Source organism: Enterobacter sp. Taxon_2 (genome assembly GCF_058355295.1).
In genome coordinates this window covers 4,609,314-4,626,412 of the sequence record NZ_CM178024.1, presented here as the reverse complement: position 1 = coordinate 4,626,412, position 17,099 = coordinate 4,609,314, and the positions used below count along the sequence as shown (strand labels likewise).

The following is a 17,099-nucleotide window of genomic DNA, read 5'->3' as shown; positions in this document are numbered from 1 at the left end:
TGTGACGCGCGATGGCCGGGTGCCAGCCCGGCCTTATCGTACTTAGCTCAGGTCTGCGCCATTGCTGGCAATCACTTTTTGGTACCACCAGAAGGAGTCTTTTTTCAGCCGTTTCAATGTACCGTTGCCTTCATCGTCCTGATCGACATAGATAAAACCGTAGCGTTTGGACATCTGCGAGGTGCCCGCGCTAATGATGTCGATACAGCCCCACGTGGTGAACCCTATAACCTCCACGCCTTCATTAATCGCGGCCAGCGTTTGCGTGAAGTGTGCGCGGAAATAGTCGATGCGATAGCTATCGTGGATCCTGCCGTTTTCGACTACATCCTTCGCGCCCAGACCGTTTTCAACGATAAACAGCGGCTTTCGGTAACGGTCATACAGCTCCAGCAGCGAGATTTTCAACCCGAGCGGATCAATCTGCCATCCCCATTCGGACGCAGGCAGATACGGGTTTTTCACACCGAGAACGGTATTCCCGGGAATGCGTTCGGCGTCAGGCTGAGTGGATTCGGTCATCGACATGTAATAGCTGAAGGAGACGAAATCGACGGTATGCGCCTTTAAAATACGCCGATCGTCAGGGTGCATTTCAATATGGATATTTCGTCGTTCCAGATCGCGCAGGATCAGCGGCGGATAGTCGCCAAATACCTGCACGTCGGCATAAAAATAGTTTTCCAGGTTTTTCTTCAGCGTGGCTTCAACGTCTTCCGGACGGCAGCTGTGCGGATAGGTCGTCAGTTTCGTCAGCATGCACCCGACCTGGCTGCCCGGAATTTTGGCGTGGCAGTCTCGGGTGACCAGTGCAGATGCGACAAACTGGTGGTGCAGACCCTGATAGATATCCTGTTTCGCGTTGCCCGGCGCGCTTTTCTCTTCGCGAATGCCCGCGGTCGTAAAGGGATGGCGGTGAATACTGTCTATTTCATTGAAGGTTAGCCAGTAACGCACCAGCTCTTTGTAGCGGTCGAAACAAACATTGCTGAAGCGAACAAAGGCATCAACCACATTACGATGCACCCAGCCGTTATATTTTTCGCTCAGCGCCAGCGGCATTTCGTAGTGGGAAAGGGTGACCAGCGGCTCGATGTTATGACGACGCAGCTCGCGGAACAGTTCTTCATAAAACTGCAGCCCGGCCTCGTTTGGCGCGGCGTCCTCGCCGGTCGGGAAAATACGCGACCAGGCAATGGATACGCGCAGTACCTTAAAACCCATCTCAGCAAACAGCGCGACATCGTCTTTATAGTGGTGATAAAAATCGATGCCGCGGCGTTTCGGATACAGCGCATCATTTTTACCTTCAAACGCGTCGCGGATATTCTCGTCCGTCAGGGCCATGTGGCCGCTGTAATCTTTCACGGAGAGGTTGGGTTTCCAGGCGACAGCGTCGGCAACGGACGGCCCTTTGCCGTCCACGTTCCATGCGCCTTCGGCCTGGTTGGCGGCAATCGCGCCGCCCCATAAAAAACCGTATGGAAACGCGAGGGAATTGTCCATAACACGCACTCCTTATGCGTCATGATGATGGGAAAGGCTTACCCTTTTTTACCACCGTACTGACGGAACCACGTAAGCATCCGCTGCCATCCATCTTTCGCCGATTCAGCGTGATAGCTCGGACGATAGTCGGCGTTAAACGCATGCCCGGCATCCGGGTAAACCACAATCTCCGCCTTCGCATTTGCCGCGCGGAGCGCATGGCGCATGGTTTCTACCGAATCCAGCGAAATACCGGTGTCCTGACCACCGTAAAGCCCTAACACGGGAGCATTCAACTCGGTGGCGATATCAACCGGATGTTTCGGTGAATTCAGCGTTTTTTCACCCACCAGTTTGCCGTACCAGGCGACAGCGGCTTTGAGCTGCGGGTTATGCGCGGCATAAAGCCAGCTAATGCGTCCGCCCCAGCAGAAACCGGTGACCAGCAGACGATGGGGATCGCCCCCGTTGCGCGCCGCCCAGCTGGCGACGTGGTCGAGGTCGGCCAGCACCTGCGCGTCCGGGACTTTGCTGACCAGGTTGCTGAGCAAGGTGGGAATATCGCTGTAGTCGTTCGGATCGCCCTGACGGAAGTAGAGTTCTGGCGCAACGGCCAGATAGCCTTCCAGCGCCAGCCGGCGGCAGAGGTCGCGAATGTGTTCGTGAACACCAAATATCTCCTGAATCACAATCACGATGGGCAGCGGGCCGTCTGCCGACTTTGGTCGTGCGTGATAAGCAGGCATATTCTCCCCCTGCGAGGGAATAGAGGTCTCACCCGCCGTGATGGCGTCTTCAGATGTTGAGACGATGGTTGAGGCATGCGGGGCCGCAGCAGGTGCAAAACCGGTTTTTTCAGTCATGGCATTCTCCGTACCAATCAGTTAGCGCAAAGGTAAATATAGACACCAGGTTAACAACTCACAGTGCCTTAAACGGTCTATCTTTTGTGCAGCACCTGACGATATAACTTGTTAATGTGATGTAAATCACTTTTTGGTGGAAATTCAATGCAATCATTTTCATTCATGGTGAGGTGCGTCACGAAATTATGCTTACTGCTTCTGTAAAGTACCGTTTTACTTCTTCTGACTAACCGACCCACAGAGGAGTCACCTATGTCTAAGTCTGATGTTTTTCATCTCGGCCTCACTAAAAACGATTTACAAGGGGCTACGCTCGCTATCGTCCCTGGCGATCCTGAGCGTGTGGAAAAGATCGCCGCGCTGATGGATAAGCCGGTCAAGCTGGCTGCCCATCGTGAGTTCACCACCTGGCGCGCAGAGCTGGATGGCAAAGCGGTGATCGTGTGCTCTACCGGTATCGGTGGTCCGTCTACGTCTATTGCTGTTGAAGAGCTGGCGCAGCTGGGCATTCGTACTTTCCTGCGTATCGGTACCACCGGCGCTATCCAGCCGCACATCAACGTCGGCGACGTGCTGGTCACGACCGCGTCCGTCCGTCTGGATGGTGCAAGCCTGCACTTTGCACCGATGGAATTCCCGGCAGTGGCGGATTTCGAGTGCACCACCGCGCTGGTTGAAGCCGCAAAATCTGTGGGTGCCACCACCCACGTGGGCGTAACCGCCTCTTCCGACACCTTCTACCCGGGCCAGGAGCGTTACGACACCTTCTCTGGCCGCGTGGTAAGCCGCTTCAAAGGCTCCATGGAAGAGTGGCAGTCAATGGGTGTGATGAACTACGAAATGGAATCCGCCACGCTGCTGACCATGTGCGCAAGCCAGGGTCTGCGTGCCGGTATGGTGGCGGGCGTTATCGTCAACCGTACCCAGCAGGAGATCCCGAACGCCGAAACCATGAAGCAGACCGAAAGCCATGCAGTGAAAATCGTGGTCGAAGCCGCGCGTCGCCTGATCTAGTCCCCTCCTTTCGAAATCAAAGGCCGGCACGTTCGGCCTTTATTTTTTGCGTAGCGCCTCGCAGGAAAACCCTTTCAAACTGGACGTTTATACAGCACAATCTTATTTTGTGCGGGTAATACGTTGATGCAGGGGGCATTGTGGATATCTCAATCCTGATTTATGCGGTGATTGCGCTGGTGGGCGTGGCGATAGGCTGGCTCATTTCCAGCTATCAGCATGCACAGCAGAAGGCCGAACAGCTGGCAGAGCGCGAAGAGATCGTCGCTGAATTAAGTGCGGCAAAGCAGCAGCTTGCCCTGAGTGACCACTGGCGCGACGAGTGCGAGCTGCTTAACAACGAGCTGCGCAATCTCCGTGATATCAACACCTCGCTGGAGGCCGATCTCCGCGAAGTGACCACCCGCCTTGAATCCACTCAGCTGCATGCGGAAGACAAAATCCGCCAGATGATCAACAGCGAGCAGCGCCTCAGCGAACAGTTTGAGAACCTCGCCAACCGTATTTTCGAGCACAGCAACCGCCGCGTTGATGAACAGAACCGCCAGAGCCTTAACAGCCTGCTGACGCCGCTGCGTGAACAGCTGGACGGTTTTCGTCGTCAGGTGCAGGACAGTTTTGGTCAGGAAGCCCGCGAGCGGCACACCCTGGCGCATGAGATTCGCAATCTCCAGCAGCTGAATGCCCAGCTGGCGCAGGAAGCGGTCAACCTGACCCGCGCGCTCAAAGGGGATAATAAAACCCAGGGCAACTGGGGAGAAGTGGTGCTGACCCGCGTACTGGAAGCCTCCGGCCTGCGGGAAGGATACGAATACGAAACGCAGGTGAGTATCGAAAACGACGCCCGCTCGCGCATGCAGCCGGATGTGATTGTGCGGCTGCCGCAGGGTAAAGATGTGGTGATTGACGCCAAAATGACCCTGGTGGCGTATGAGCGTTACTTCAACGCGGAGGATGACTACACCCGCGAATCGGCGCTGCAGGAGCACATTGCCTCCGTGCGTAACCACATTCGCCTGCTCGGCAGAAAAGACTATCAGCAGTTGCCGGGTCTTCGCTCGCTGGACTATGTCCTGATGTTTATTCCGGTAGAGCCCGCGTTTCTGCTGGCACTCGACAGGCAGCCTGAACTCATCACCGAAGCGCTCAAAAATAACATTATGCTGGTCAGCCCTACCACGTTGCTGGTGGCGTTACGTACCATTGCGAACCTGTGGCGCTATGAGCACCAGAGCCGCAACGCGCAGCAGATTGCCGATCGTGCCAGCAAGCTGTACGACAAAATGCGCCTCTTCGTGGACGACATGTCCTCAGTCGGGCAGAGCCTGGATCGTGCGCAGGATAACTACCGCCAGGCGATGAAAAAACTCACCTCGGGACGCGGCAATCTGCTGGCGCAGGCCGAATCATTCCGCAGCCTGGGGGTAGAGGTTAAACGCGAGATTAATCCGGAATTGGTGGAACAGGCCACCGCCCAGGACGACGAGTTTCGCCTGCGAGAAGGTGCGGACGAACAAAAGACAAACAGTAAAGACAATACGTTAGCGGTGGATTTATCACCAGACGAGACTCCAGCGCGTTTCTTTCGCGGTGGTTGAAACGTAGGGCAAACGCGCCCAATCTGTTACACTTCACGAACATTTTACTGATAAGCAGGCTCTGAGATGGCTGACGATTCACAAGACACAACGCACTTTGGCTTTCAGACTGTCGCCAAAGCGCAGAAAGCTGACATGGTGGCCCACGTATTTCATTCCGTGGCGGCGAAGTACGATGTAATGAATGACCTGATGTCGTTCGGCATTCATCGCTTGTGGAAGCGCTTCACCATTGACTGTAGCGGCGTGCGTCGCGGACAAACGGTGCTGGATTTAGCCGGCGGTACGGGCGATTTAACCGCGAAATTCTCTCGCCTGGTGGGCGAAACCGGGCGCGTTGTCCTCGCCGACATTAATGACTCCATGCTGAAAATGGGCCGCGAAAAGCTGCGTAACATCGGCGTGGTGGGGAACGTGGAATATGTTCAGGCAAACGCCGAAGCGCTGCCGTTCCCGGACAATACCTTTGACTGCATCACGATCTCCTTCGGTCTGCGTAACGTGACCGATAAAGAAAAGGCGCTGCGCTCCATGTACCGCGTGCTGAAACCGGGTGGACGCCTGCTGGTGCTCGAGTTCTCGAAACCGATCATTGAGCCGCTGAGCAAAGCCTACGACGCCTATTCCTTCCACGTGCTGCCGCGCATCGGTGAGCTGGTGGCGAATGATGCGGAAAGTTACCGCTATCTGGCGGAATCTATCCGTATGCACCCGGATCAGGACACCTTAAAAGCCATGATGCAGGATGCAGAATTTGAGAATGTTGAATATTTCAACCTGACTGCGGGTGTCGTCGCGCTGCATCGCGGTTACAAATTCTGAGTGGAGGTGTCCCGTGCCCTTTAAACCCTTAGTCTCTGCAGGCATCGAGAATGTACTGAATGCTTTCCTGTATCGCGCTCCGGCGCTGAAAGCTGCGCGTCAGCGGCTAAACGGGAAGGTATTGCGCATTGTTTTAAAAGAGTTATCGACGCCGCTTGTACTGGTCTTCAGCGAACGCCAGCTTGACGTACTGGGGGAGTGGGAAGGTGAAGCTGACTGCTCGGTCATCACGCACATGAGCGTGCTGCCAAAACTGCGCGATCGCCAGCAATTAACGGCGCTTATCCGCAGCGGTGAGCTGGAAGTAGAAGGCGACATTCAGGTCGTGCAGAACTTCGTTGCGCTCACCGATCTTGCGGAGTTCGACCCGGCAGAGCTGCTCGCGCCTTTTATCGGCGACATCGCCGCCGAAGGCATCGGGAAAGTCCTTCATGGTGGCGCCTCCTTTGCGCGTAAAAGCCTGCATCGTCAGCAACGCTATGCGGCGGAAGTGCTGACGGAGGAGTGGCGAATGGCACCCGGGCCATTGGAAGTGGCGTGGTTTGCGGAAGAGACCGCTGCTGTTGAACGTGCGGTTGATGCGTTAACCAAACGGCTGGAAAAACTGGAGGGCAAATGACGCCTGGTGAAATTCGGCGCCTCTATTTTATTATTCGCACCTTTTTGAGCTACGGGCTCGACGAGCTTATCCCCAAAATGCGTATCACGCTGCCGCTTCGTATCTGGCGGCGGATGCTGTTCTGGATGCCCAATCGCCATAAAGGTCAACCGCTGGGTGAGCGTCTTCGCCTGGCGCTGCAGGAGCTCGGTCCGGTTTGGATTAAATTTGGACAGATGCTGTCGACCCGTCGCGATCTCTTCCCGCCGCTTATTGCCGATGAGCTCGCGATGCTGCAGGACCGCGTCGCACCGTTTGACGGCGCGCGCGCGAAAAAGCAAATTGAAGAGGCGATGGGAAATGTACCCGTCGAGACCTGGTTTGACGATTTCGACATTCACCCACTGGCATCGGCCTCTATCGCGCAGGTGCATACCGCGCGTCTGAAAGAAAACGGCAAAGAAGTTGTTATTAAGGTCATTCGTCCGGACATCCTGCCCATCATCAAAGCAGACATGAAGCTGATTTATCGTCTGGCGCGCTGGGTACCACGCTTGCTGCCGGACGGGCGTCGCCTTCGTCCACTGGAAGTGGTGCGGGAATATGAAAAAACGCTGATTGATGAGCTTAACCTGCTGCGCGAATCGGCAAACGCCATTCAGCTGCGTCGCAACTTTGAAAACAGCCCGATGCTCTATGTTCCTGAAGTCTATTCTGACTACTGCAGCCAGAACATGATGGTAATGGAGCGTATCTACGGTATTCCGGTTTCGGATGTGGTGGCCCTGGAGAAGCAGGGAACGAACATGAAGCTGTTGGCCGAGCGTGGGGTACAGGTCTTCTTTACCCAGGTGTTCCGCGACAGCTTTTTCCATGCGGACATGCATCCGGGCAATATCTTCGTGAGCTACGAACACCCTGAGGATCCGAAGTACATCGGTATCGACTGCGGGATTGTGGGGTCACTGAACAAGGAAGATAAACGGTATCTGGCTGAGAACTTCATCGCGTTCTTCAACCGCGACTACCGTAAGGTGGCCGAGCTGCACGTCGATTCAGGCTGGGTGCCGCCGGACACCAACGTCGAGGAGTTCGAGTTCGCGATCCGGACCGTTTGTGAACCGATTTTTGAAAAACCGCTGGCGGAAATCTCCTTCGGGCACGTGCTGTTAAACCTGTTCAACACGGCTCGCCGCTTTAATATGGAAGTTCAGCCACAGCTAGTTTTACTTCAGAAAACATTACTTTACGTTGAGGGTGTAGGCCGACAGCTCTATCCTCAGTTAGACTTGTGGAAGACCGCGAAACCTTTCCTTGAGTCCTGGATTAAGGATCAGGTTGGCATTCCGGCGCTGGTGCGCTCGCTGAAAGAGAAAGGCCCGTTCTGGATAGAAAAAATGCCGGAAATTCCTGAACTGGTTTATGACAGTTTGCGTCAGAGCAAGAACCTTCAGCACAGCATGGATAAAATCGCCCGCGAGCTTCAGTCCAGCCGGGTACGCCAGGGACAGTCACGCTATCTCTTTGGGATTGGCGCAACGCTGCTGCTGAGCGGTACGCTGCTGCTGATCAACCGTCCGGACTGGCAGATGATGCCCGCCTGGCTGATGGCCGCCGGGGTGGTTGTCTGGCTTGCCGGATGGCGAAAAACGCGCTGAGTTTGCGTCGCTATCGACGGGTCGCATACGTATAATGCGACCTGACTAATTAATCATCTATCCCTGAGGAACATGTATGGGTGGTATCAGTATCTGGCAATTGTTGATCATTGCCGTCATCGTCGTGCTGCTGTTTGGCACCAAAAAGCTCGGTTCTATTGGTTCCGACCTGGGCGCGTCTATCAAAGGCTTCAAGAAAGCGATGAGCGATGATGAGAGCAAGCAGGATAAAACCAGCCAGGACGCTGATTTTACTGCTAAGTCCATCGCCGATAAGCAGGAAGAAGCCAAAAAGGAAGACGCTAAACGCCACGATAAAGAGCAGGTGTAAGTCGTGTTCGACATTGGTTTTAGTGAGCTCCTGCTGGTCTTTGTGATTGGCCTGATTGTGCTGGGGCCGCAGCGTCTGCCGGTGGCGGTGAAGACCGTTGCGGGCTGGGTTCGTGCGCTGAGATCGCTGGCATCGACCGTTCAGAATGAGCTGGCGCAGGAGCTTAAGCTGCAGGAATTTCAGGAAAGCCTGAAAAAGGTTGAGAAGGCGAGCATGGATAACCTGACGCCGGAACTGAAAGCGTCAATGGATGAGCTGCGCGAAGCGGCGGAATCCATGAAGCGCTCCTACAGCGTTAACGATCCTGAAAAAGCGAGCGATGAAGCGAACACCATCCATAACCCGGTGGTGAAGGGCAGCGAGGAGCAGCGCGAGGGCGTAACGCCTGCCAGCGCAGAACATCAGGCTGCCGCGCCAGAACAGACGCCGCAGGAAACCGAAGTGAAAAAACAGGTGCAGCCGGAAGAGCCGGTGGCAAAAACGGCGGAAGTGAAGCCCGCTGCGTCCGTTTCCGAATCATCCCCCTCGTCGAGTGATAAAGCGTAAACATGGCAGTAGATGATACTCAACCGCTGATTGCGCACCTCATTGAGCTGCGTAAGCGCCTGTTAAACTGCATTATTGCGGTTTTACTCATATTCCTGTGCCTGGTCTATTTTGCCAACGATATCTATCAGGTGGTCTCTGCACCGCTGATTAAGCAGATGCCGCTGGGCGCAACGATGATTGCAACAGACGTTGCTTCTCCGTTCTTTACCCCCATCAAGCTGACCTTCTGGGTGTCGTTGATTGCCTCAGCGCCGGTCATTCTTTATCAGGTGTGGGCGTTTGTGGCGCCAGCACTGTATAAGCACGAACGTAAGCTGGTGATCCCGCTGCTGGTGTCTAGTTCGCTGCTGTTCTATATCGGCATGGCGTTTGCCTATTTCGTTGTCTTCCCGCTGGCCTTCGGCTTCCTGACGCATACCGCGCCGGAAGGGGTTCAGGTGTCGACGGATATCGCCAGCTACCTCAGCTTTGTGATGGCGCTGTTTATGGCGTTCGGTGTGGCATTCGAAGTGCCGGTGGCCATTGTGCTGCTTTGCTGGGTAGGGGTAACAACCCCGGATGACCTGCGTAAGAAGCGTCCGTATATCCTGGTGGGCGCCTTTGTGGTCGGCATGCTGCTGACACCGCCGGATGTGTTCTCGCAGACGCTGCTGGCCATACCGATGTACTGTCTGTTTGAGGTTGGCGTCTTCTTCTCGCGTTTCTACGTGGGTAAAGGACGTCGAGCGGATGACGAAGACGATACGTCCGACAAGACCACTGAAGAGTAAAACCAGCCGCCCGTCAGGGCGGTTGTTATATGGGGATTTGCATGTTTGATATCGGACTCAATCTGACCAGCTCGCAGTTTGCGAAAGATCGTGATGAGGTAGTTGCGCGTGCGTTTGCTGCCGGGGTGAAAGGGCTGCTGCTGACAGGCACTAACCTGCATGAGAGCGAGCAGGCGCAGCAGCTGGCGCAACGCTACGATCGCTGTTGGTCTACTGCTGGTGTACATCCTCACGACAGTAGCCAGTGGACCCCGGAAAGTGGCGACACCCTGTACAGGCTGGCGAAGACGACAGAAGTGGTAGCGATCGGCGAATGCGGTCTCGATTTCAACCGTAACTTTTCCACGCCTGAAGAGCAGGAAAAAGCATTCACTGCCCAGCTTGCGCTGGCGGCAGAGCTTGGAATGCCCGTATTTATGCACTGCCGCGACGCGCATGAGCGTTTCCTGGCACTTCTGGATCCGTGGCTGGAGAAACTGCCCGGCGCGGTACTCCACTGCTTTACCGGTTCACGACAGGAAGCGCTGGATTGCCTGAAGCGAGGGCTTTATCTGGGTGTTACTGGCTGGGTTTGCGATGAGCGTCGCGGGCTCGAACTTCGGGAGCTGTTGCCAGCGATCCCGGCTGACCGGTTGCTCCTTGAAACCGATGCGCCCTATCTGCTACCGCGCGATATGAAACCCAAACCGGCATCGCGGCGAAATGAGCCCGCGTATCTGGGGCACATTGTTGAGAGCGTTGCGAAGTGGCGCGGAGAGGATCCGCACTGGCTTTCAGCGCAGACGGATAACAACGCGCGTAATCTGTTCGGGATAAACGTTTAAAGTTTGCGGAAGTCGGTATTTTTAACGCTCTGCAGCACCTGCTTGTTCAGCAGATTGAGCAACAGCATAGAGCGCGCTTCCCCGTCCGGCTCGGCAAAAATCGCCTGCAGGCCTTCGAAAGCGCCTTCGGTAATTACGACGCTATCGCCCGTGTAAGGGGTTTCGGGGTCGGTGATCCCTTCAGGCTGTTGATAAATCGACAGCTGATGAATGACCGTCGACGGAACCGTTGCCGGGTGAGCACCAAAACGAACGAAGTGGCTGACGCCACGCGTGGCGCTGATGGTGGTGGTGTGGATGACTTCCGGGTCGAACTCCACGAACAGGTAGTTCGGGAACAACGGCTCACTGACGGTTGTGCGCTTCCCGCGCTGCATTTTTTCAAGCGTGATCACGGGTGTCAGGCAATTTACAGACTGACGTTCAAGATGTTCCTGCGCGCGCTGAAGTTGCCCGCGTTTGCAATACAGTAAATACCAGGCCTGCATAATCACTCTTTCCCTTAGTTCGGGGCGCAAGCATATCAAAACCCTGGCGGGATCGCTAAGTTGATTATAATGGGCGAAAATGGGACAGAACGCATAACTTCACGCTAATTTAACAAAATTACAGCATCAAGCAGGCTTACGCCGTATAATGAAGCGCTTACAGAGAGGCCATGATTAACTGCATGAAATACCACGATCTCCGCGACTTCCTGACGCTGCTGGAAAAGCAGGGTGAACTCAAACGCATTACACTTCCTGTTGATCCTTATCTGGAGATGACAGAAATTGCTGACCGCACCCTGCGTGCCGGTGGCCCCGCGTTACTGTTTGAAAATCCGAAAGGGTACTCCATGCCGGTACTGTGCAACCTGTTTGGTACACCGCGTCGCGTCGCACTGGGGATGGGACAGGAAGACGTCACGGCCCTCCGCGAAGTCGGTAAGCTGCTGGCCTTCCTGAAAGAGCCGGAGCCGCCGAAAGGCTTCCGCGATTTGTTCGACAAGCTGCCACAGTTTAAGCAGGTGCTGAACATGCCCACCAAACGCCTGCGCGGCGCGCCGTGCCAGCAGAAAGTGCTGGAAGGCGATGCGGTTGATCTGACCAAAATCCCTGTCATGCAGTGCTGGCCGGAAGATGCTGCGCCGCTGATCACCTGGGGGCTCACCGTTACGCGCGGCCCGCACAAAGAGCGGCAAAACCTCGGTATTTACCGCCAGCAGCTGATTGGCAAGAATAAACTCATCATGCGCTGGCTGTCGCATCGCGGCGGCGCGCTGGATTTCCAGGAGTGGTGTGCTGCGCACCCGGGTGAACGTTTCCCGGTGTCCGTTGCGCTGGGCGCCGATCCAGCCACCATTCTCGGGGCCGTCACGCCCGTACCGGATACGCTCTCGGAGTATGCCTTTGCTGGCCTGCTGCGCGGAACGAAAACCGAAGTCGTGAAGTGTATCTCTAACGATCTTGAAGTCCCGGCCAGTGCAGAAATTGTGCTGGAAGGTTACATTGAGCAGGGGGAAATGGCGCCAGAAGGCCCTTACGGCGACCACACCGGCTATTACAACGAAGTGGATAACTTCCCGGTGTTTACCGTAACGCACATTACGCAGCGTGAAGATGCGATTTATCACTCCACGTATACCGGGCGTCCACCTGATGAACCGGCGGTATTGGGCGTGGCGCTGAATGAAGTATTTGTGCCGATCCTGCAAAAGCAGTTCCCGGAAATTGTTGATTTTTATCTGCCGCCTGAAGGATGCTCGTATCGCATGGCGGTGGTCACGATGAAGAAGCAGTATCCAGGTCATGCTAAACGCGTGATGATGGGCGTGTGGTCTTTCCTGCGCCAGTTTATGTATACCAAATTTGTTATTGTCTGCGATGATGACGTTAACGCCCGCGACTGGAATGACGTAATCTGGGCCATTACCACGCGAATGGACCCGGCGCGCGATACGGTGTTAGTCGAAAACACGCCGATTGATTATCTGGATTTTGCCTCGCCGGTTTCCGGTCTTGGCTCAAAGATGGGACTGGATGCCACAAATAAATGGCCTGGCGAAACCGACCGTGAATGGGGTCGCCCGATCAAAAAAGATCCTGCTGTGACCGCGCGCATTGACGCGATCTGGGACGAGCTGGCCATAATGAATAACGGTAAACCCTGAGCTGACCGTTAAGCCCTATAGACTTCCCGACAGAGAGAGCGAATGACAACCTTAAGCTGTAAAGTGACCTCGGTAGATGCCATCACCGACACCGTATATCGCGTCCGTTTAGTGCCAGAAGCGCCATTCTCTTTCCGCGCGGGTCAGTACCTGATGGTTGTGATGGATGAGCGTGATAAGCGTCCTTTCTCTATGGCCTCCACGCCGGCGGAGCAGGAATTTATTGAGCTTCATATCGGTGCGTCAGAGCTTAACCTGTATGCGATGGCCGTCATGGACCGCATTCTGAAAGAGCGCGAGATCGTAGTAGATATTCCGCACGGTGATGCGTGGCTACGCGATGACGAAGACCGTCCGCTGATCCTGATCGCTGGCGGTACGGGCTTCTCTTATGTGCGCTCTATTCTGTTGACCGCCCTGGCGCGTAACCCGGACCGGGACATTACCATTTACTGGGGTGGCCGCGAAGAGAAACATCTGTACGATCTGTCTGAACTGGAAGCGCTGAGCGTCACCCATCCTAACCTTCGCATTGAGCCGGTGGTTGAGCAGCCGGAAGAGGGCTGGCGCGGGCGTAGCGGTACGGTGCTGACGGCGGTGCTGCAGGATCACGGTACGCTGGCTGGGCACGATATCTATATCGCTGGCCGTTTTGAGATGGCGAAAATTGCCCGCGATCTGTTCTGTAACGAACGTGATGCGCGTGAAGACCGCCTGTTTGGCGATGCGTTTGCCTTCATTTAAATAAAAAACCCGCCCCTGACAGGCGGGAAGAACGGCAACTAAACTCTCTCTTCGCCAGTGACGCCACTGGCGGTGAGGTACCTCTCGTAGGCCGGGAAAGCGCAGCGCCTCCCGGCAAAAGCCCGATGGCGCGATGCTTATCGGGCCTACGTATTAGACCTACACTCTCTCAAACACCGTCGCGATACCCTGACCCAGCCCGATACACATCGTTGCCAGACCAAACTGGGCATCTTTGCGTTCCATCAGGTTGATCAGCGTCGTGCTGATGCGCGCCCCGGAGCAGCCCAGCGGGTGACCGAGGGCGATCGCGCCGCCGTTGAGGTTAATCTTCTCGTCGATCTGCTCCATCAGCCCCAGATCTTTAATGCACGGCAGGATCTGTGCGGCGAAGGCTTCATTCATCTCAAACAGATCGATGTCGCTGGCGGTTAATCCCGCTTTTTTCAGCGCCAGCTTCGAGGCCGGAACCGGGCCGTAGCCCATGATTGACGGATCGCAGCCCACGACCGCCATCGAACGTACCCGAGCGCGAGGGGTTAAGCCCAGCTCGCGGGCACGGCTTTCGCTCATCACCAGCATCGCGGCGGCACCATCGGACAGGGCGGACGACGTTCCCGCCGTGACCGTACCGGTGACCGGGTCAAACGCTGGGCGCAGGGTAGACAGCGCTTCGACGGTGGTTTCCGGGCGGATGACTTCGTCGTAGCTGAACTGCTTCAGAACGCCGTCCGCATCGTGACCGCCGGTCGGGATGATCTCGTTCTTAAAGGCACCGGACTGCGTCGCCGCCCAGGCACGAGCATGAGAGCGCGCGGCAAAGGCATCCTGCATTTCACGGCTGATACCGTGAAGACGAGAGAGCATCTCGGCGGTCAGACCCATCATCCCCGCGGCTTTCGCCACGTTGCGGCTCATCCCCGGATGGAAATCGACCCCGTGGCTCATCGGCACGTGGCCCATGTGCTCAACGCCGCCCACCAGGCAGGCCTGCGCATCGCCGGTCATGATCATACGCGCCGCGTCGTGCAGCGCCTGCATTGACGAACCGCAAAGGCGGTTCACGGTGACGGCCGGAACCGAATGCGGGATCTCCGCCAGCAGCGACGCGTTACGGGCGATGTTGAAACCTTGCTCCAGGGTCTGCTGCACGCAGCCCCAGTAGATATCGTCCAGCGCAGCAGGATCCAGCGCCGGGTTACGCGCCAGCAGGCTACGCATCAGATGCGCGGAGAGGTCTTCCGCACGCACGTTACGGAATGCACCGCCTTTTGAACGGCCCATCGGGGTGCGAATCGCATCAACAATGACAACCTTTTCCATTGTGACTCCTTAAGCCGTTTTCAGTTCGCCAACCGGACGGGCTGGCTCAACTGCTGGATAGTAGGGTTCGTTATGGCGCGCTTTGTTACGCAGCCCTTCCGGCACCTCATAAAGCGGGCCGAGGTGCTGATACTGCTGAGCCATATCGAGATAGCGGGCGCTGCCGAGCGTGTCCAGCCAGCGGAACGCGCCGCCGTGGAACGGAGGGAAGCCCAGGCCGTATACCAGCGCCATATCCGCTTCCGCCGGGCTGGCGATAATGCCTTCTTCGAGGCAACGCACCACTTCGTTGATCATCGGGATCATCATGCGGGCGATGATCTCGTCGTCGGTGAAGTCGCGTTTCGGCGGGCATACATCGGCCAGCAGGCTATCCACCGCCGCGTCTTCTTCTTTCTTCGGTTTGCCCTTGCTGTCTTCTTTATAGCGCCAGAAGCCCAGACCGTTTTTCTGACCGAAACGGTTAGCGTCGAACAGCGCGTCAATGGCGTCGCGATAATCTTTCTGCATACGCTGCGGGAAACCTGCCGCCATTACCGCCTGGGCGTGGTGGGCGGTATCAATGCCGACCACGTCCAGCAGATACGCCGGGCCCATCGGCCAGCCGAACTGTTTTTCCATCACTTTGTCGATTTTGCGGAAGTCCGCGCCGTCGCGCAGCAGCTGGCTGAAACCGGCGAAGTAAGGGAACAGCACGCGGTTGACGAAGAAGCCCGGGCAGTCGTTAACGACGATCGGCGTTTTGCCCATCTTGCTTGCCCATGCCACCACTTTGGCGATGGTGTCGTCAGAAGTTTTTTCCCCACGGATCACTTCGACCAGCGGCATACGGTGTACCGGGTTGAAGAAGTGCATCCCGCAGAAGTTTTCCGGACGCTTCAGCACGCTCGCCAGTTCGCTGATTGGAATGGTGGAGGTGTTAGAGGCCAGCACGGTCTCAGGACGAACCTTGTCTTCCGTTTCCGCCAGCACCGCTTTTTTAACCTTCGGGTTCTCGACAACGGCTTCGACCACCACGTCGACACGGTCGAAACCGCTGTATTCCAGCACGGGCTGAATGGTGGAGATCACGCCTGCAAGCTTCAGCCCGTCAATTTTTCCGCGTTCCAGCTGTTTATTCAGCAGCTTGGCCGCTTCGGTCATGCCCAGCGTCAGGGATTTCTCGCTGATGTCTTTCATCACTACCGGCACGCCTTTCCAGGCCGACTGGTAAGCGATGCCGCCACCCATAATGCCCGCGCCGAGTACCGCCGCATGTTTTGGCGTCTCAACGTTTTTGGTCAGCTGTTTGGCTTTGCCTTTCACGAACTGATCGTTAAGGAAGATACCGACCAGCGCGCGGGCTTCATTGGTGTGCGCCAGCGGGACAAAGCTCTGATTTTCGAGCTTCAGCGCGTCATCGCGTCCGAGACGGGCAGCCGCTTCAATGGTTTTCACCGCCGTGATTGGCGCCGGGTAGTGTTTACCCGCCGTCTGCATCACCATGCCTTTGGCGATGGTGAAGCTCATGGTGGCTTCAATCTTGCTGAGTTTTAACGGTTCCAGCTTCGGCTGGCGTTTGGCTTTCCAGTCGAGATCGCCGTTAATCGCCTGACGCAGAATGGCGACAGCACCTTCAACCAGCTTCTCAGGTTTCACAACGCCGTCGACCAGGCCGATTTTCTGTGCCTGTTCTGCGCCGACATCTTTACCCGCGGCAATGATCTCCAGCGCGCTGTCGGCACCCAGCATACGCGGCATACGGACGGAGCCGCCAAAGCCCGGCATGATGCCCAGCTTGGTTTCCGGCAGGCCGATGCGCAGGTCCGGTGTCGCCAGGCGATAGTCTGTCGCCAGCACGCACTCGCAGCCGCCGCCCAGCGCATAGCCGTTAACGGCGGAAATGGTCGGGACAGGCAGATCTTCCAGACGATTAAAGACGCTGTTGGCAAAGTGCAGCCACTGGCTCAGCTGTTCTTCCGGGACCAGGAACAGCGAAAGGAACTCGGTGATATCGGCACCGACGATAAAGGCCGCTTTGTTCGAACGCAGCAGCAGCCCTTTTAATTCAGGTTGTTTTTCAAGAACATCCAGCGCCTGGCCAAGACTGGCCACCGTCGCGGTATCAAGCTTGTTCACTGAGCCGGGGGCATCGAACACCAGTTCGGCAATGCCATCTTCCAGCCAGTTGAGGTACAGGGTGTCGCCTTTGTAGAGCATGTCAGTCTCCTGAATCCAGCAATTGGATCTGGTCATACCAGATGAATCGGAGTGTGGGATTTATGTTAATAAAATGCAAATTACTCATTAAGAAAATGCTGCATTGATCACGGTCGGTGGAAATCACGCAGCCGGAGTGAGGTGTGCTAAGATGCGATGACTT

The 17,099-nt window shown here is 56.1% G+C and carries 16 protein-coding genes; 11 read left to right on the top strand and 5 right to left on the bottom strand.

Features of this window, described 5'->3' with window-relative positions; translation table 11 throughout:
• Window positions 1-42: 42 nt before the first annotated feature.
• Together AC4IC4_RS21975 and AC4IC4_RS21970 are read right to left on the bottom strand one after the other, a co-directional pair.
• A complete protein-coding gene (locus tag AC4IC4_RS21975; RefSeq protein WP_491471887.1) occupies window positions 43-1,506 on the bottom strand; it encodes a glycoside hydrolase family 1 protein in 1,464 nt (487 codons plus the stop codon).
• Window positions 1,507-1,544: 38 nt separating this feature from the next.
• The gene (locus AC4IC4_RS21970; RefSeq protein WP_024907996.1) at window positions 1,545-2,351 is read right to left on the bottom strand and encodes a dienelactone hydrolase family protein; all 807 of its coding nucleotides are present in this window, start codon (window positions 2,349-2,351) and stop codon (window positions 1,545-1,547) included.
• Window positions 2,352-2,606: 255 nt separating this feature from the next.
• Between AC4IC4_RS21970 and udp the strand changes: the two genes are divergently transcribed.
• From udp to tatD, 9 genes are all read left to right on the top strand, one after another.
• Complete coding sequence (udp, locus tag AC4IC4_RS21965) at window positions 2,607-3,368, top strand: uridine phosphorylase (RefSeq protein ID WP_003860792.1); 762 nt, start codon at window positions 2,607-2,609, stop codon at window positions 3,366-3,368.
• Window positions 3,369-3,508: 140 nt separating this feature from the next.
• Entirely contained in the window at window positions 3,509-4,966 is a 1,458-nt protein-coding gene (gene rmuC / locus AC4IC4_RS21960) for a DNA recombination protein RmuC (RefSeq protein WP_491471886.1), read from the top strand.
• A gap of 66 nt (window positions 4,967-5,032) precedes the next feature.
• The gene (gene ubiE, locus AC4IC4_RS21955) at window positions 5,033-5,788 is read left to right on the top strand and encodes a bifunctional demethylmenaquinone methyltransferase/2-methoxy-6-polyprenyl-1,4-benzoquinol methylase UbiE (RefSeq protein WP_023309612.1); all 756 of its coding nucleotides are present in this window, start codon (window positions 5,033-5,035) and stop codon (window positions 5,786-5,788) included.
• A 13-nt stretch (window positions 5,789-5,801) separates the two neighbouring features.
• Window positions 5,802-6,407: a ubiquinone biosynthesis protein UbiJ gene (gene ubiJ, locus AC4IC4_RS21950; RefSeq protein ID WP_061716323.1), complete on the top strand. Its 606-nt coding sequence runs from the start codon at window positions 5,802-5,804 to the stop codon at window positions 6,405-6,407.
• Window positions 6,404-8,044, top strand: a complete 1,641-nt coding sequence (gene ubiB / locus AC4IC4_RS21945) for a ubiquinone biosynthesis regulatory protein kinase UbiB (RefSeq protein ID WP_024907999.1) — start codon at window positions 6,404-6,406, stop codon at window positions 8,042-8,044. Before ubiJ ends, ubiB begins: the two co-directional genes overlap by 4 nt.
• A gap of 76 nt (window positions 8,045-8,120) precedes the next feature.
• Window positions 8,121-8,375, top strand: a complete 255-nt coding sequence (gene tatA / locus AC4IC4_RS21940; RefSeq protein ID WP_024908000.1) for a Sec-independent protein translocase subunit TatA — start codon at window positions 8,121-8,123, stop codon at window positions 8,373-8,375.
• Window positions 8,376-8,378: 3 nt separating this feature from the next.
• Window positions 8,379-8,921, top strand: coding sequence for a Sec-independent protein translocase protein TatB (tatB, locus tag AC4IC4_RS21935; protein WP_024908001.1), 543 nt, complete (start codon window positions 8,379-8,381; stop codon window positions 8,919-8,921).
• A gap of 2 nt (window positions 8,922-8,923) precedes the next feature.
• Window positions 8,924-9,694, top strand: coding sequence for a Sec-independent protein translocase subunit TatC (gene tatC / locus AC4IC4_RS21930; RefSeq protein WP_032646063.1), 771 nt, complete (start codon window positions 8,924-8,926; stop codon window positions 9,692-9,694).
• A 41-nt stretch (window positions 9,695-9,735) separates the two neighbouring features.
• Window positions 9,736-10,518 (top strand): 3'-5' ssDNA/RNA exonuclease TatD, encoded by a 783-nt coding sequence (tatD, locus tag AC4IC4_RS21925; RefSeq protein ID WP_420277572.1) that lies wholly within the window; start codon window positions 9,736-9,738, stop codon window positions 10,516-10,518.
• Here the strand turns inward: tatD and rfaH are convergent.
• On the bottom strand, window positions 10,515-11,006 hold the full coding sequence (gene rfaH, locus AC4IC4_RS21920) for a transcription/translation regulatory transformer protein RfaH (protein ID WP_023309605.1): 492 nt from the start codon (window positions 11,004-11,006) through the stop codon (window positions 10,515-10,517). The two genes, tatD and rfaH, sit on opposite strands and share 4 nt — an antisense overlap.
• Before the next feature lie 173 nt (window positions 11,007-11,179).
• Here rfaH and ubiD point away from each other — a divergent pair, with 173 nt between their 5' ends.
• Both ubiD and fre read left to right on the top strand, forming a co-directional pair.
• Window positions 11,180-12,670 (top strand): 4-hydroxy-3-polyprenylbenzoate decarboxylase, encoded by a 1,491-nt coding sequence (gene ubiD, locus AC4IC4_RS21915; protein ID WP_196243980.1) that lies wholly within the window; start codon window positions 11,180-11,182, stop codon window positions 12,668-12,670.
• A gap of 42 nt (window positions 12,671-12,712) precedes the next feature.
• A complete protein-coding gene (gene fre / locus AC4IC4_RS21910) occupies window positions 12,713-13,414 on the top strand; it encodes an NAD(P)H-flavin reductase (RefSeq protein WP_008501516.1) in 702 nt (233 codons plus the stop codon).
• 159 nt (window positions 13,415-13,573) lie between these two features.
• Here the strand turns inward: fre and fadA are convergent, their stop codons facing one another.
• Both fadA and fadB read right to left on the bottom strand, forming a co-directional pair.
• Window positions 13,574-14,737 (bottom strand): acetyl-CoA C-acyltransferase FadA, encoded by a 1,164-nt coding sequence (gene fadA / locus AC4IC4_RS21905; RefSeq protein WP_008501515.1) that lies wholly within the window; start codon window positions 14,735-14,737, stop codon window positions 13,574-13,576.
• Window positions 14,738-14,746: 9 nt separating this feature from the next.
• The gene (fadB, locus tag AC4IC4_RS21900; protein ID WP_491471885.1) at window positions 14,747-16,936 is read right to left on the bottom strand and encodes a fatty acid oxidation complex subunit alpha FadB; all 2,190 of its coding nucleotides are present in this window, start codon (window positions 16,934-16,936) and stop codon (window positions 14,747-14,749) included.
• Window positions 16,937-17,099 lie beyond the last annotated feature (163 nt).